The organism is Micromonospora sp. NPDC004704, assembly GCF_053601675.1.
The window spans coordinates 133,262-148,421 of the sequence record NZ_JBSGCD010000011.1 but is presented as its reverse complement, the minus strand read 5'-3'; the positions used below and the strand labels follow the sequence as shown (position 1 = coordinate 148,421).

Sequence of the window (15,160 nt, the reverse complement as noted above, 5' to 3'; positions counted from 1 at the left end):
GCCTGCGGCTAGACCTCGGCGTCGACCGGCTGCTCGAAGGAGATGTGGGCGAAGGCGAAGTCGGTCGCCAGTTCGTCCTGGCGCAACCGCAGCTCGGTCAGGTCCCGGCCGAGCTGTTCGCGGGCGTACAGCACGGGTTCGTCGTTGCCGAGCCGCTTGAGCTGTTCGCCGATCGCCGCCGCGGCCAGGTCCTCGGCGAGCTTGCCGGGGTCGACACCGCAGGAGAAGCCGTGCTGCCAGACCCGGACCCGTTCGAAGAAGAACTGGTCGGCCCGCACCTCCAGCCAGGCCCAGCCCTCGGCCGGGCCGTCCGCCCAGCTCACGTGCAGGCTCCGGATGATCGGGTCGAAGACCTGGCGGCTCGCGTACGCGTCGACGGCGGCGGAGCGGGCAACGGCGCCGAGGTCGTTGACGTACCCGCTGCGGCCGTCCGGGAGGCGGCCGATGATGTCCCGGTAGGTCTGCGGCGCCGGGTCGGTCGGGTCGCCGTCGTCCGCTCCGGTGACGTCCCCGAAGGCGCGGGCGTCGAGGACGTAGTCGAGGATCCGGCGCCCGTTGCCGCCGTCACCGAGCGTCGGCGACTCGATCCGCAGCAGTTGCAGGCCGACCGCGGCGCAGACGGCGTTGGTCATCCGGTCGTCCCGGCTGGCCTCGGGGCCACGGCCGACGCTCGCGCTCAGTTCGACCGCGAAGGTGGGGGCGACGCTGCGCTGGTCACCGACGACAAACGCGAACTGCGTACGGATCGCGGAGCTCCACTGGTGCGCGGTGATGCCCGGCGGACGACGGCGGGTGATCTGGCTGAGCTTCCAGTCCGGCTGCACCACGCAGCCGCCCCGCTCGAACGCTTCCCCGCGGGCGACGCGGGCCGCGTACTCGGCCGGGGGGAAGATCGGACGCAGCCATAGATCGTCGTCGATGCCGGTGTCTACCATGTATGTCGATCCCAAGTGTCGCAGCCGGGACGCCGTCCACCGCGGGTCGGGTGGACAGCCGGTAACCATGCTAGAAATCCTCTCCCGTACGGGCGGCGGCAGGTTCGCAACCCGCCGTACGATCCCTGGTCAGCCGGCCCCGAGCAGCTTCTTGGCGACCTTGCCCATGGCGTTGCGGGGCAACTGGTCCACCAGGTGCACCTGACGGGGACGCTTGTGTACGGACAGTTGCCCGGCCACGAAGTCGATGAGCTGCTGGCCGTCGACCCCGTCCGCCACCACGTACGCGGTGACCTGCTCGCCGAGATCGGCGTGCGGGGTGCCGACGACGGCTGCCTCGGCCACCGCCGGGTGCGCCAGCAGGGCGTCCTCCACCTCACCGGCGCCGATCCGGTAACCGCCGCTCTTGATCAGGTCGGTGGAGGCCCGGCCGACGATCCGGTGCCACCCGTCCGGCCCGATCACCGCCACGTCCCCCGTGGCGAACCACCCGCCCGCCCCGATCCCCGCCGGACCACCGTCGGCGCGCAGGTAGCCGTCGAACAGGGTCGGCCCGCTCACCTGGAGTTCGCCGATGGACTCGCCGTCGGGCGGGACGATCGCGCCGTTGTCGTCGACGAGCCGGGTCCGTACCCCGGTCACCGGGAGGCCGACGTGCCCCGGACGCCGTTCGCCGCCCGCCCGACCACTGACCGTGATCAGGGTTTCGGTCATCCCGTACCGCTCCAGCGGCGGTTGTCCGGCCAGGGCGGCGAGCCGGTGGAAGACCGGCACCGGCAGGGCCGCACTGCCGGAGACCAGCAGCCGGGCCGAGCGCAGTGCCCGAGCAGCACTCTCGTCACCACTGATCCGGGACCAGACCGTCGGTACGCCGAAGTAGAGCGTCCCACCGGCTGCCGCGTACGCCTCCGGGGTGGGTCTGCCCGTGTGTACCAGCCGGGAGCCGAGTCGCAGCGGCCCGAGCACCCCGAGCACCAACCCGTGTACGTGGAACAGCGGCAACCCGTGCACGAGAGTGTCGTCCGGCGCCCACTGCCAGGCGTCGGCGAGGGCGTCCAGGTCGGCGGCGATCGCGGCACGGCTGATCAGGGCGCCCTTCGGGGGCCCGGTGGTGCCACTGGTGTAGAGCACCAGCGCGGTCCGTTCCGGCGGAGGCTCGGGATACCGGGTGTTGGACCGGGTGGTCCGGCCGATCCGCAGCACCGCCGGGCGGGATGCCCCAGCCGGCAGGGCGGATCGTTCGCCGCCGGGCAGGTTGTCGAGCAGGTCGGGCCGTTCGGTGAGGACCAGGTCGGCGCGCGAGTCGCGGAGCAGGTGGGCGAGTTCGGCCGGGCCGGAGTCCGGCGGGAGCGGCACCACCGGCACGCCGCTGATCAGCCCGGCGAGGACTCCGACGACGGTTTCGACCGTCGGGGTGGCGTGCACCGCGACCATTCCCGCGCCCCGGATGTCGTCGGCGACCGCCGTCGCCCAGCCGATCAGGTCGTGGCGGGACAGCCCGCGCCCGGCGACCACCAGCGCGTCGGAGTCGTCGGAGATTTCCGTGAGCAGGGCGTCCAGCAGCACCGACCGACACTCCTCGCCGCTTCGACTGACGGTGGCACGGACAGTCGGCGGGTTGTCCCCGACTGTGCTTCGCCGCAGCCAGGTGGGATGGGCAACTGGCAAGAGCGTAGTTCACATCCGGGAGCGGCTGCCGGTAGTGCTGCCTGCGCGGCGGATGGCGCTCCAGGAAAACCAACGCCTTCGACTCGTACACCTTCTTCGATGTAGGAACATCAAAGACGATGTAAGGGAATTACGCGTTATGCCTCCCGGCCGGGTGACGGTCGCCCACGGAGAGCGACGAGCACTACCGGAGTCGGGGCAGGAGTTGCCGGGCGACGTCCAGGGCCCGACCGCCGCCCGTGGCACCGCCCTCGGCGTCCCACACCTCGGAGAGCACGCAGAGCACGAAGCCCCAGGCGATCACCCGTTCGAGCGGAAGCGCCAGCCCGTCGGCGAGCTGTTCGATCCGGGCGGGTACGAGGGCGAGCAGGTCATCGTCCCGCCGAGCGGGGTCCGGGTTGTAGAGCCACGGGCCGACCTCTGATCCGGGGTCGCCGACCACCCCGTGCGGGTCGATGGCCAGCCACGGTTCCCGGTCGGCCCGGAGGATGTTGTCGTGGTGCAGGTCGCCGTGGAGTACGACCCGTTCGGTGGCGCTGGCACACAGCTCGTCGAAGAGCCGCCCGGCCCGCTCCACCAGGTGCCGGGGCAGCACCCGGTCGTCCGGATACCGCCGCAGGTGGGCCGCGAACGCCTCGCCACGGGTCACGAGTTCGGGCACCGGGCAGTCGGCCGGCGGGGTCCGGTGCAGTCGCCGGGTCAGTGCGACGAACGCGGCCGTCGCCTCCTCGTCCCGCTCGGGTACGAGCACCCTGGCCTGGGTGCCGGGTGCGGCCCGTTCCAGCAGGAGCGCTCCCCGTTCGGCGTCCCGGTCGAGCAGGCGTACGGCACCGCGCCCGTCGAAGGAGGTCAGCGCCGCCGCCTCGTCAAAGAGGTGGTCGGATCCGGGCACCCCGAGCTTCAGTACGGCAGCCAATCCGTCACCGCGCCAGACCGGGGCTACCCAGTTGAAACTCAGTGTGTAGGGGTCGCCGACGTCGAGGTCCCAGTCGTGGGCGACGGCCGCGACCAGTGACGGCAGCTCGGCGAGCCAGCGCTGCCCGTCGTCACCCCACACTTCGCTGACGTTGCGCCGGAAGACGGGCGGGATGGTCATTTCGCGGAACATGCCGCGAATCCTGCCACCGGTTGCGGGTGTCCGGAGTGACGTCGAGTGTGGACCTTACCGTTCGGCCGACCGCGGGGCTTGTTTCCTCGATGTTCAATCCGTAACCTGCCGATTAAACATCCGATGCCTGTGCGGCACCTTACTGTCATTAGTCCGCTTTTATCCACCAAGACATGAGCACCACCACCATGTACCTCGGATGATTCCGGAGACCCCGTTGATACTCCACCCCCGAAGAAGAAGACTTCTCCCCCGTACGATGCTCGCTGGTGTGCTGGCGGCGGCGGTTGCCGTACCCGTCCCGGCCTTTGCCGGGCCGACGCCGCTGGCGGCCCCGGAGACCGCGCCCCTCGCGGCCGGCGCCGACCCGCTGACCCTCTGGTACGACGAACCGGCCGCCGACTGGGAGACCCAGGCGCTGCCGATCGGCAACGGCGCGCTCGGCGGCATGATCTTCGGTCGGGTCGCGACCGAGACCGTGCAGTTCAACGAGAAGACCCTGTGGACCGGTGGACCGGGCGCGCCCGGTTACAACTTCGGCAACTGGACCTCGCCCCGGCCGAACGCGATCGCCGACATCCAGGCGCTGATCAACCAGAACGGGCGCATCTCCCCGCAGGAGGTGGCGAACAAGCTCGGCCAGCCCAAGAGCAGCTTCGGTTCCTACCAGAGCTTCGGTGACCTGTCGCTGCGGCTGACCGAGGACCCGGGCACGGTCCAGGAGTACCGGCGCGAGCTGAACATCGGCACCGCGCTCGCCAAGGTCTCCTACGTCGACGAGGGTGTCCGCTACACCCGCGAGTACTTCGCCAGCAACCCGGACAACGTGCTGGTGGTCAGGCTCAGCGCCGACCAGCCCGGCAAAATCGGCTTCACCGCCGGGGTGACGGCGGCGAACAACCGGTCGAAGACGACCACTGCCACCGGCGGCCGGATCACCTTCGCCGGGGCGCTCAACGACAACAAGCTCAAGTACGAGTCGCAGATCCAGGTCAACAACGACGGCGGGACGCGTACCGACGGAACCGACGGCACGGTCACCGTGGCCGGCGCCAACTCGGCCACCCTGGTCCTGGCGGCCGGCACCGACTACGCCGGTCGCTACCCCACCTACCGGGGCACCGACCCGCACGCGGCGGTCACCGGTCGGGTCGACACCGCTTCGGCGAAGTCGTACGCGGAGCTGCTCGCCGCCCACCAGGCCGACTACAAGGCCCTGTTCGACCGGGTCAACCTCGACCTCGGCCAGGTGATGCCGAACATCCCGACCGACGAGCTGCTCAGCGGCTACGACAAGGGCAACGCCGCCGCGGACCGCGCGCTGGAGAGCCTCTTCTTCCAGTACGGCCGCTACCTGCTCGTCGCCTCGTCGCGGGGCGGGTCGCTGCCGGCGAACCTCCAGGGCGTGTGGAACAACTCCACCAACCCGCCCTGGGACGCGGACTACCACGTCAACATCAACCTCCAGATGAACTACTGGCCGGCCGAGGTCACGAACCTCTCCGAGACCACCGCCCCGCTGTTCGACTACGTCGACGCGATGGTGGCGCCGGGCAAGGTCACCGCCCAGCAGATCTACGGTAACCGGGGCTGGGTGGTCAACAACGAGACGAACCCGTGGGGCTTCACCGGCCTGCACAACTACCCGCAGTCGTTCTGGTTCCCGGAGGCGGGCGCCTGGCTGGCACAGTCGTACTTCCAGCACTACCAGTTCACCAAGGACGAGAAGTTCCTGCGTGAGCGGGCCTACCCGATGATGAAGGAGCTGGCCCAGTTCTGGATGGACGAGCTGGTCGTCGACCCCCGCGACGGCAAGCTGGTGGTCTCCCCCAGCTACTCGCCGGAGAACGGTGACTTCACCGCCGGTGCGTCGATGTCGCAGCAGATCGTCTGGGACCTGTTCACCAACACCATCGAGGCCGGCAACATCCTCGGTGGCGACGGCGCGTTCCGCAACGAGGTCAAGGCCGCCCTGGCGAACCTCGACCCGGGCATCCGCGTCGGCTCGTGGGGTCAGCTCCAGGAGTGGAAGCTCGACCTGGACAGCCCGACCGACACCCACCGGCACGTGTCGCACCTGTTCGCCCTGCACCCGGGCTCGCAGATCTCCCCGACGAAGAACCCGGAGATCGCCGAGGCGGCCAAGGTGTCGCTGACCGCGCGCGGCGACGGTGGCACCGGCTGGAGCAAGGCCTGGAAAATCAACTTCTGGGCCCGGCTGCTCGACGGCGACCACTCGCACAAGATGCTGAGCGAGCAGCTCAAGGGCAGCACCCTGGCGAACCTGTGGGACACCCACCCGCCGTTCCAGATCGACGGCAACTTCGGTGCCACCTCCGGCATGGCCGAGATGCTGTTGCAGAGCCAAACCGGTGAGATCCAGGTCCTGCCGGCGCTGCCGAGCAAGTGGGCCAACGGCTCCGTCAGCGGCCTGCGGGCCCAGGGCGACAACACCGTGGACGTACGCTGGTCCGGCGGTGCCGCCGACGAGATCAAGGTGACCACCGGTCGCGCCGGCAAGGTCAGCCTGCGCAACTCGATGTTCACCGGCCCGTACACGCTGGTGGACGCGGCCAGCGGACGGAAGATCACCACCACCGGTGGCGGCGAGAAGATCACTTTCGACGCCGTCAAGGGCCACACCTACGTCGCCACCGCCCAGGTCGACATCGCCATCGCGGCGCCGGCCACCCTGGAGGTCGGCCAGTCCGCGCCGGTCACCGTCACCATCAAGGCATCGGGTACGACCACAGTCCCGGCCTCCTCGGTCAAGCTCGCCGTGCCGGAAGGCTGGACCGTACGGCCCGGCCAGATCGCCACGCCGAAGCTCCGCCCCGGAGACTCGCAGGTCTACACGTTCACGGTCGCACCGACTCGGGAAGCCGAGGCGGGCCCGAACCGGATCGAGGCACGACTGATCAACGACGCCTGGCGGGCCACCGCCAGCACCTCGATCGCCCTGCCGATCCCGCCGCCGTGCGACGTGCCGAACCCGGCCAACCCGCTCGTCGCCTGGGATCCAAGCTCGGGCAACACCATCGCCGACCGCTCCCCCAACGGGCGTACCGCGACGGTCCAGACCGGAGCCGAGTACGTCGCCGCCGGCCCCACCGGCAGCGCGCTGGCGCTCAACGGCCAGCGTTACCTGCGTACGACCCCGACGACGCTCGGCTACCTGAACACGGCCACGTTCGCGGCCGAGGTGAAGGTGACAACCACCGGCAGCTACCGCCGGTTGTTCGACTCCCAGCCGGGCGGCAACCCGGGCACCGACGGGATCCTGATCGACCTGACGCCGAGCAACCAGGTCCGGTTCATCGGCGCCGGCAACGGCGTCACCACCACGGCGACCCTGCCCACGGGCCGGTTCCTCGATCTGGTCATCACCATGGCCGACGACGGCGCGATCACCGTCTACGTCGACGGCCAGGTGGCTGGTACGGCGAAGGTCCCGGACGGCGGCATCATCGGCTGCGCCACCCGGGAGCTGCGGTTCGCCGCAGACCAGGACGGCGGCCAGCGGCTGACCGGCGAACTCGACCGGGTGGCCATCTTCCCGACGGCACTCCCCGCTGACCAGGTGGTCGGCTGGCAGGCTCGCGCCTTCGGCTAACCACCACCCAGCAGCAGCAGTACGCACACAGGGCTCCTGCCGCCTCCCGTACCGGGAGCCGGCAGGAGCCCTCAGCCGTTGACGGCCCGTTAGTCAATCGTCGAGACGGCGCCCAAGCAACAACGTGCTGGCACAGCATGTCGGGCAACACGCGATGGCCCTAGCTTGCGATCATCATGAGATGGAGCAAGAGCAAGCCAAAGTCCTGTCGCGGTCCGGCACCTACGCCGTTGTGAGCTTGTACGGCCCGGCGTTCCCCGGCGTACATGTCTAAGGTGACACCTTGCTTTCGTTGGTGACGCAAGTTGCCGAGGCGACCCACACGCTCCGAGAGGAGGCTGGCAACGTTGGGGTGCTCGACGAGTTGGACCATGCGGTTACGGAGATGAGCGGGTCACTCGGCTTCCACGAACGCGTGCTGGCGGAGCGCCAGATTCAGCGGCCCTACTGATCGACGGCCGGCTTGCGGCATGAGCGTAAGTCGACGTTTTCGTCCTACTCCCTCTGCCGTCCGGCGTGGGAAACCTGAGCGATGCCCTCACGGGGCGACGCCGTGGTCACACCGGCAGCGGAATCGTGCAGGTTTGGTTCCCGATGTCAGGTGGGCCGGCCGCAGCTTTCGGCATCGGCGCCGAGGCGCTCACGTCGGACCGAGTCCGGCTGCCGTTTGCACGATGGGCTGCGCTAACGCCACCAAGGGTGACATCTCTCGTACGGACTACATGAATTTCCTTCGTCATCCCTGGGGGCAACACGCCCATAAAGCACCAAATAGACATCGCCGATCTGGCGGCACCACGAGGTGATAGAACCGATCTCGCTTCATAGGCGGGACGTAAGCAAAGGGGCCGACGACCTTGTTCGAGCGTGGGACCGAGTGGCGAATGTGGGATCTTCATGTGCACACGCCAGCATCCCTTCATCACCGCTACAACGGCGCTGACCCCTGGGATCGTTTTCTTAGCGAACTGGCAGAGCTTCCGCCCGATCTCAGCGTCATCGGAATCAACGACTACTGGTTCCTCGATGGCTACGAACGCGTTCGTCGCGAATTCGACTCAGGCCGCCTGCCAAACTTGGCGGCGGTTCTCCCCGTACTAGAGGTTCGGTGCGACAATTTCGGTGGGACCGACGGAAAGCTGCGGCGGATCAACCTTCACTTCATCTGCGATCCAGCCCTGCAGGTCGAGGTGATCAAGACTCAGCTGATCGGGCCGTTACGGCCGACCTACCGGCTCCACGACGATGACCCGTACCAAGAGTGGAGTCAAGCGGTAAGCCTAGAGTCCATGGAGGACCTTGGCGCAAAAATCAAAGGACAAGTGCCGGAATCGGAACTGTCGCGCTTTGGAAGCGATAGACAGGAAGGGTTCAACAGCATCTGCGTGCCGTTCGATCGAGCCGTGAGTGCGGTCCGGCGCAACTCACTGCTTGAATCACGCGTGATCCTCGCCGTCGGAAAAACCGAGTGGGCCTCTATCAAATGGAACGATCAGTCGATCGCCACCAAGAAGACCCTCTTGAACACGGCGGACGCTGTCTTTACGGCAGCAGCCAATCGGGATGAATTCACGGCCAGCCGTGTCTCCCTGACCGAAAAGCGTGTGAACAGCAAACTAATTGATTGCAGCGACGCTCACACATGGACGGCCAGCTCGGAAAAGGATCGTCTCGGCAACTGCCTGACATGGATCAACGCCGACCCAACTTTCAAGGGTCTTCGCCACGCGCTACGCGAGTACGACCATCGCGTGACGGTCGCTCCGCGCCCGGCAGTCCTCGACCGTGTGGCCACTAAGCCCGATTCGATCATCGATCGAATCAGCATTCAGAGGAAGGGCGTTCTGACCGAAGGCCCTGCGCTGTTCGGCTCCGAAGTTCCACTCAACCCTGGTTTCACCGTCGTCCTTGGCAACAAAGGACAGGGTAAGTCAGCGCTGCTAGATGTCGTAGCTTCCTCGGCCAACAGCGATCGGCGCGACGACTTCTCCTTCCTGAAGGACACACGGTTCCTACGCAACCGTGGTCGGGAAGCACGCGAGTATGAGGCCGTTCTGGATTGGCAGGATGGCACATCCCGAAAGATCTCGCTCGATCAGCCGTTTGTTCCGAGCGAACCAGTTCGCGTCGACTACCTGCCACAGTCTCTCATCGAGCGCGTTTGCTCGGCGGACCCAGACAGCGTCGAGAAACGGCAGTTCGAACGTGAGATCGAGCAGGTCGTCTTTCGGCATGTGCCCGCCACGGACCGTGGAGACGCCGTGTCGCTCCGCGACTTCGTCGACCAACAATCGAAATACTCAAAGGAGAAGCTCGCGGCCGCCCGGGGACGCCTCCAGGCAGCGGCCACGACGGTGACCGACCTGGAAGCCAACCAGGAGCGACTGCGGGCACTGGATCTCGACAGTCGACTCGCCACTGTTCAGGAGCACATAGCTGCCGTCGAGGCACAGATTGGGATCCTGAAGACTTCGCTCGACGAACGGCACAGAATTTCCGGAACTGCCACCGAGAATCTTTCGAAGCGACGCGACGCGGCTTTGCGCCGACGTGACGATCTCCAGATCGCACAGAAGAGGATCACAAAGCTAATTGCTGAGGCCACCAGCCGGCTGCGCGGTATCAAAGATCTTCGTCGGAGACTGGCGGACGCGGTTCAGGCCGTGGAAGGGCATGCCAACAACCTGGCCACTCTCCTTGACCTTGATGTTATGGCCTTCTTCCAGACGACGATTAGGCACGACGTGCTCGACCGGTCAGTTCGAGATATCGAAAAACAACGTCAAACGTGGCAGTCGGAGCTTGGGGACCCGACGGTCGGGCTCCTCGCGCAAACTACGATAGCGAGTCAAGAGATCACTGAGATCGATGGGAAGCTCCGGGAACAAGCTGCTGGGACCGAAGCGGATCTCGCCGCACTGGCCGACCTAGACGAACGGCGGCTGCACTTGATCGGGGATGCAAGCAAGGCCGATTCGATGCTCGGGCTACAGGCTCTCGTGACCCAGCGCGACACGATCCCGCAGGAGTATGCCGCAGCACGGGCTCAGCTCCGGGCCTCGTTTCAAGAGGTGCACGGCGCCTTCATGGAGATCTTTGGCGCCCTGCGTGAGGCGTATGCCGGTGCGACCGACTTTGTTGCCGGTAGCGAACTGTGTCGGCAGGTGGGCCTCGAGTTCGGAGTCGAACTTAGGCCACGGGACTTCTTGACCTCATGGATCGAAATGGTGAACAGGCAGAGGCTCGCCGAGTTCCCTGAAGTCGCCGATCCTGGTGATCGCGACGTCCTTCTTGACGGAGCCGATCTCGGCTCTGCTGATGCGCTTTTTAGCGCTCTTAACGGAATCGAAGGTCGGCTCGCATCTGTTAGGGGTGCACACAACGGGTCCCCAAGAACGCTGTCGTCGATCATGCGCTCTGCATACAAAGCCGATGACCTGCTCTCAGCGCTCTACGGGCTGCGCTGGCTGGACGGCCAGTACGTGATCCGCTCCTCGGGACGCGAGCTGTCTGAACTCTCACCAGGCCAGCGAGGTCTTGTACTCCTCATGTTCTACCTACTGGTCGACACCTCGGATCGCCCTCTCCTGCTCGACCAGCCAGAGGAGAATCTTGACAACCAGACCGTACGTCATCTCCTAATCCCGGCCCTTCGGAGCGCGATTACACGTAGGCAGGTGGTAGCCGTGACACACAACCCAAACCTGGCCATCGTTGGCGACGCTGATCAGTTAATCGCGGCGACCTATGTTGAGGGATCCTTCAGATACTCGTCGGGATCGCTGGCTCAACACGGCATCGGCACCCAGACGATTGACGTGTTGGAGGGAACGCGCGAGGCGTTCGACAATCGCGAGCAGAAGTACGATCACGTCGTTGGCCGCCCAGACGATGAATAACTCTACTGGTGGCGAGACGGCAGGAAGAGTGCCAAGAGATCCATCGCGGGTCCCCACGGCAATACTGACCTGCCGACATCGCGCCACCCAGCACGTTCGTACATGCTCCGGGCCGCTGATCGTGGATCAGACGCCAGGGTCGCCCAAGACTCCGGCCGTCCGTCGATCAGGCGTCGGATGAGTTCTGCACCCACACCTTCGCCCCTCCTACTCGGGTGAACGATCCACTCCATGAGCGCAAACTTGTCGGCATCCAGGAGGTTCGGTGGCGGCTCCCGGTCGGCGCTGGACCACCAGGTCCCCGCAGGCATCGTCCATCCGTAGGCGACCCCGACCGCCGAATCGTCCTCGACGGCGACCACCAGCTCAAAGCCAGGACGCGACAGCTCCTCCGGCAACTTGGACCGAAACACATCCACCTGCTCGGGGCCTTCCTCGTACGGCGCCTCGGAGTAAACGGTCGCGTAGAGGTCTGCCACCTCTTCGAACCACAGAGCGGCCGACTGCCCGGTAGGCTGCATATACGAGATCGACATGAGCAGTGCTTTCAGCTCGGATAGGGGCAAAGCGCCGATCGAGTCCCGAGCAATTTAGCGTGAGTACACGCCCCACGGCCCCATCGGCTCATCCGTACGGATCTCGTAGATGGTTTCCGCACTCAAGGTCAGCTCCCCATCGACCAGCGGGAGCTGGCCGACATGCTGGGCATCCTGTGCATCGACAAGGCGGTATTCGTGCCGGCCGAACAGGTCGTTATGGACTCGCCAGCCGGTACCGTCGTGCTCCAGGCGGTACGTCTCGCCCCGGAGCATCCAGTGGCGGAAGATCCCGTCGTTCCGCAGGGGCACGCCGATCGGCTGATACATGGTGCGCGCGGCCATGTCGGTCCGGTATCCGGAGTCGTAGACGGGAACTTCCTCAACCGCCAGTACGCCCAGCATCGTTTGCGTAGCCATCACGCCGTCCCTTCGTAGATGATCTCGTTGCGGTCGCCAGGTAGAGCGGTGACAGACACCGCCACGACCTTGCCGTCTGCGGCCCTGCGGACCCTCGTGTGTTCGGTGACCGCAACGCCGGGGTCCAGGCCGAACAGGTCAAGCTCAGCGGCGGTTGGTGGCCGTGACCTGAGAGTGTCGCGCCAGGTCCGCCACCCATGACCAGCCGCTTCCAAGATTGCATACGTTCCCGGTAGCACGTCGGCCGGCAACTCGATCATTGTCCCAGCCACAAGGGAACGTGGGTAGTAGCTGTCCGACGTGGTGTGGAGTTGCCGGTCGACGTACCGCAGTCGCCTACGAACGGTCACTGGCTCGCCTGGCGGCAGTTCGAGGAAATCGGCGATGCGGCCGGAGGCGAGGATCGTCTCGGTGGTGATGACCTCGTTCGGTTCGCGTCCCTGCGCCCGGATCCCGTTGGACCAGGTGTCGGCCGGCGACGTGTCGATGCGGGTGTTGCGCTCCGGCTCGGAGGCCACCCAGTCCAAGGTGCGCTGGTCGCGAGTGGACCATCCCTGGCCCTGTGTGGAGACGATGAGCCCTTCCCTGGCAAGGGTTTGCAGGGCGGTCCGAACGGTCTGCCGGGAGACCTTGTAGCGCTTGGTGAGGTCGTGTTCGCTGGGCAGCTTCTGCCCGGCCGGCATCTGGACAACATCACGTCGCAGGTCGTCTGCGACGCGGCTGAACAGGGTCACGGTCATCAGAGCTTCCGATCCGGTCGTCCTGTACGAACAACAATACGTACGGTGATGGCCTTGTGGCTGCGCTCACACCAATCCTAACCTCAAGTTACGTCCTGTCCGACAAGTTGTCACGGCTGACAGGACGTGAAGGGGTGTCGGATTCTCGGCTCCATCAGCATCGAGCCCACGCGGTCGCGACGCCCCTACCCAGTCCGGATGCGGTGACCTGGCGTACCCCAATTGCGTCAGGTCACCGCGTCCGCCGGAGCGGGTGCGGCGGTCGGTGAGGGGAAGTGAATCCCGGCCGTCGCGCCTCCAATCGCAAGGGGGCAACGGATGGCGTGCGAGCAGATCCAGCAAGTCCACCAGGCGAAACACGGCCCGCCGAGTCATTCCGGGCGGCAGCAGGCGTCGACCGACACCCGAGCACGGTCCTGAATGGGCAGGTGGCGGTGGTTTTGCGACGCGTATGAGCCGGATGACGACGGGATCGGTCCTGCGACTCAGTATCCAGAGCGAGCCGGCTACAAGCACCGGGAACACGAGCCGGTCACGGGAATGGGCTCCTCACCGGATGGGCAGCCGGAGTCCCCGGTGGATCCCGAGGACATGAGGCTGGCGCGGCTACGCGGCAATCGGGGATGCCGGTTCCGTTACGGATACAGGCAGCGATCGTGACCACGCCCGCTGGGCTGCCGGAGGTACCGGTCGGGACCGTACTTCGTCTTGGGGCTGGCGAGTGGCCGCACTGCCGCGACCTGCCGCCGAGCGCGCCCGTCGATGTGGTCGTGGCACGGGTGCACCTGGACCGGTTGCACGTTCGGTCGGACGAGGTGTGGGTGACCGGGCATGCCCCGGAGTGCGCGTGGGAGTCGTCCGACTGCACGACTCCATGCATCGAACTCCTCGTGCACGTGGCCGCGATCGTCCGCCAGGTGGCGACGGAACTGAGCAGCGAAGACAGGCCATCAGAAGCAGTGACCGAGGAGGAGCAGGGGTGAGTACGCATAATCCGATGGGGCGTACGTGGCTATGCACGGGTTGTGGGGGTGACTGGCCGTGTGCGACGCGGCGGCGGGAGCTGCGGGCCGAGTTCGATGGCAGTCGGGTGTCGCTCGGGCTCTACCTGGGTCAGTACTTCGTCGTCGCGGCCGAGGATCTGCGGCACATCCCCAGCGGCTGGCTGCACAACCGCTTCGTCGGCTGGATCCGGCACGACGAGCAGGCGGTTCCGTACACCGCGGTTGATGTTTTGATCAGCTCTTATGAGCTGGCCAAGGCCCACTCCCCCGACCCCGGCGGACGCTGCCCCACCTGCGGCGAGCAGACCGAGTGTTGGGTACGCATCGCACCCGACGGACCAGGCTTCCTCATCCCGCTCCCCTGATGTTCGGCCCACTGCCCGAACCCGGCGACATCCTCCTGATCGGGGAACGCGCCAGCGTCCAGTTCGCCGGGGACCGGGCACTCATCCTGCGCCTCATCTCCCGCTCCCGGGAACCGACCTGCGACGGCTGGATCTGGCTCACCGGCTACGTCCTCGACCAACGTGGAAAAGCAACAGACAAACGCGAGGTGTACGTCCAACTCGCCGGCCTCCGACCCCCACCGACCTCGGCGAGCAAGCCGACCCGAGCGGCTGACCGGCGAGGTCGACCGGATCGCCATCTTCCCGACGGCAGTCCCCGCTGACCAGGCGGTCGGCTGGCAGACCCGCGCCTTCGGCTAACCACCACCAGCAGTACGCACACGGGGCTCCTGCCGCAAGCACACGACGTTCGACCGGCTAGGGCTCTCTGTCCATGCGGTCCAGATCGGCGCCCGACCTCTGACGGATGATCCATGACGACAGAGTCGAGTAGTCAACCTCCGGTAGACCATCCCCGATCAGCCCCAGGTCATCGCGCGCTGATTCGTAGAACCTGGTCCGAGCCGAACCGGATTTCTCGATCGCCTCGGCGAACCTAGGCACCTCGTACGAATCTTCGGAGACCAGGTCAACCAGAGCCCAGATCGTCCGATGCCACTGCCTCGCCGCCTCCACCGTCCGTGCCGTCCCTACCAGCATCAGGGTCTCCCATTTGGCCGCACGGATGGCGTCTGCGGCTTGCAGCCCTGCCAGTTCCTCAGGAGACAGCGACGGGTTCGAACCACGACGCACGCTTGCCTGGAGGGTCAACTGGAAAAGGCTCTTGACCGCGCTCGCGTAATCCGCATAGGCTGCCGCTCTTCTTTCGTCCCAACGCGCCTTATGTTCTC

General features: G+C 66.4%; 13 protein-coding genes. 6 read left to right on the top strand and 7 right to left on the bottom strand.

The window, feature by feature from the left end:
* Positions 1-8 precede the first annotated feature (8 nt).
* The 3 genes from ACWEFB_RS17800 to ACWEFB_RS17790 form a co-directional block, all read right to left on the bottom strand.
* On the bottom strand, positions 9-935 hold the full coding sequence (locus ACWEFB_RS17800) for a DUF2726 domain-containing protein (RefSeq protein WP_452286681.1): 927 nt from the start codon (positions 933-935) through the stop codon (positions 9-11).
* 129 nt (positions 936-1,064) lie between these two features.
* Positions 1,065-2,501, bottom strand: coding sequence for an acyl-CoA synthetase (locus ACWEFB_RS17795; protein ID WP_452286680.1), 1,437 nt, complete (start codon positions 2,499-2,501; stop codon positions 1,065-1,067).
* Positions 2,502-2,787: 286 nt separating this feature from the next.
* Positions 2,788-3,699, bottom strand: a complete 912-nt coding sequence (locus ACWEFB_RS17790) for an aminoglycoside phosphotransferase family protein (protein WP_452286678.1) — start codon at positions 3,697-3,699, stop codon at positions 2,788-2,790.
* Between the two features lie 271 nt (positions 3,700-3,970).
* Here ACWEFB_RS17790 and ACWEFB_RS17785 point away from each other — a divergent pair, with 271 nt between their 5' ends.
* The 3 genes from ACWEFB_RS17785 to ACWEFB_RS17775 all read left to right on the top strand — a co-directional run bounded on the left by ACWEFB_RS17785 (position 3,971) and on the right by ACWEFB_RS17775 (position 11,223).
* Complete coding sequence (locus ACWEFB_RS17785; protein WP_452286676.1) at positions 3,971-7,324, top strand: glycosyl hydrolase family 95 catalytic domain-containing protein; 3,354 nt, start codon at positions 3,971-3,973, stop codon at positions 7,322-7,324.
* 283 nt (positions 7,325-7,607) lie between these two features.
* Positions 7,608-7,775: a hypothetical protein gene (locus ACWEFB_RS17780; RefSeq protein WP_452286674.1), complete on the top strand. Its 168-nt coding sequence runs from the start codon at positions 7,608-7,610 to the stop codon at positions 7,773-7,775.
* Between the two features lie 406 nt (positions 7,776-8,181).
* A complete protein-coding gene (locus ACWEFB_RS17775; protein ID WP_452286672.1) occupies positions 8,182-11,223 on the top strand; it encodes a TrlF family AAA-like ATPase in 3,042 nt (1,013 codons plus the stop codon).
* A 2-nt stretch (positions 11,224-11,225) separates the two neighbouring features.
* On the opposite strand, the gene ACWEFB_RS17770 is transcribed toward ACWEFB_RS17775, so the two are convergent.
* The 3 genes from ACWEFB_RS17770 to ACWEFB_RS17760 are packed head-to-tail and all read right to left on the bottom strand — an operon-like array spanning position 11,226 to position 12,919.
* Complete coding sequence (locus tag ACWEFB_RS17770; RefSeq protein ID WP_452286670.1) at positions 11,226-11,759, bottom strand: GNAT family N-acetyltransferase; 534 nt, start codon at positions 11,757-11,759, stop codon at positions 11,226-11,228.
* Positions 11,760-11,813: 54 nt separating this feature from the next.
* Positions 11,814-12,179, bottom strand: coding sequence for a hypothetical protein (locus ACWEFB_RS17765; protein ID WP_452286668.1), 366 nt, complete (start codon positions 12,177-12,179; stop codon positions 11,814-11,816).
* Entirely contained in the window at positions 12,179-12,919 is a 741-nt protein-coding gene (locus ACWEFB_RS17760) for a GntR family transcriptional regulator (RefSeq protein ID WP_326558944.1), read from the bottom strand. The genes ACWEFB_RS17765 and ACWEFB_RS17760 overlap by 1 nt, the downstream gene beginning before the upstream one ends.
* A gap of 656 nt (positions 12,920-13,575) precedes the next feature.
* Between ACWEFB_RS17760 and ACWEFB_RS17755 the strand changes: the two genes are divergently transcribed.
* The 3 genes from ACWEFB_RS17755 (at position 13,576) to ACWEFB_RS17745 (ending at position 14,593) form a co-directional block, all read left to right on the top strand.
* Complete coding sequence (locus tag ACWEFB_RS17755) at positions 13,576-13,902, top strand: hypothetical protein (protein ID WP_452286666.1); 327 nt, start codon at positions 13,576-13,578, stop codon at positions 13,900-13,902.
* Positions 13,903-14,009: 107 nt separating this feature from the next.
* The gene (locus ACWEFB_RS17750) at positions 14,010-14,288 is read left to right on the top strand and encodes a hypothetical protein (RefSeq protein ID WP_452286664.1); all 279 of its coding nucleotides are present in this window, start codon (positions 14,010-14,012) and stop codon (positions 14,286-14,288) included.
* Positions 14,288-14,593: a hypothetical protein gene (locus ACWEFB_RS17745; RefSeq protein ID WP_452286662.1), complete on the top strand. Its 306-nt coding sequence runs from the start codon at positions 14,288-14,290 to the stop codon at positions 14,591-14,593. The genes ACWEFB_RS17750 and ACWEFB_RS17745 overlap by 1 nt, the downstream gene beginning before the upstream one ends.
* Before the next feature lie 94 nt (positions 14,594-14,687).
* On the opposite strand, the gene ACWEFB_RS17740 is transcribed toward ACWEFB_RS17745, so the two are convergent.
* Entirely contained in the window at positions 14,688-15,080 is a 393-nt protein-coding gene (locus ACWEFB_RS17740) for a hypothetical protein (protein ID WP_452286660.1), read from the bottom strand.
* Positions 15,081-15,160 lie beyond the last annotated feature (80 nt).

Coding starts and splice junctions, on each gene's coding strand:
- ACWEFB_RS17800 (WP_452286681.1), bottom strand. CDS start 935: ATGGTAGACACCGGCATCGACGACGATCTATGGCTGCGTCCGATCTTC.
- ACWEFB_RS17790 (WP_452286678.1), bottom strand. CDS start 3,699: ATGACCATCCCGCCCGTCTTCCGGCGCAACGTCAGCGAAGTGTGGGGT.
- ACWEFB_RS17785 (WP_452286676.1), top strand. CDS start 3,971: ATGCTCGCTGGTGTGCTGGCGGCGGCGGTTGCCGTACCCGTCCCGGCC.
- ACWEFB_RS17770 (WP_452286670.1), bottom strand. CDS start 11,759: ATGTCGATCTCGTATATGCAGCCTACCGGGCAGTCGGCCGCTCTGTGG.
- ACWEFB_RS17765 (WP_452286668.1), bottom strand. CDS start 12,179: ATGGCTACGCAAACGATGCTGGGCGTACTGGCGGTTGAGGAAGTTCCC.
- ACWEFB_RS17760 (WP_326558944.1), bottom strand. CDS start 12,919: ATGACCGTGACCCTGTTCAGCCGCGTCGCAGACGACCTGCGACGTGAT.
- ACWEFB_RS17745 (WP_452286662.1), top strand. CDS start 14,288: ATGTTCGGCCCACTGCCCGAACCCGGCGACATCCTCCTGATCGGGGAA.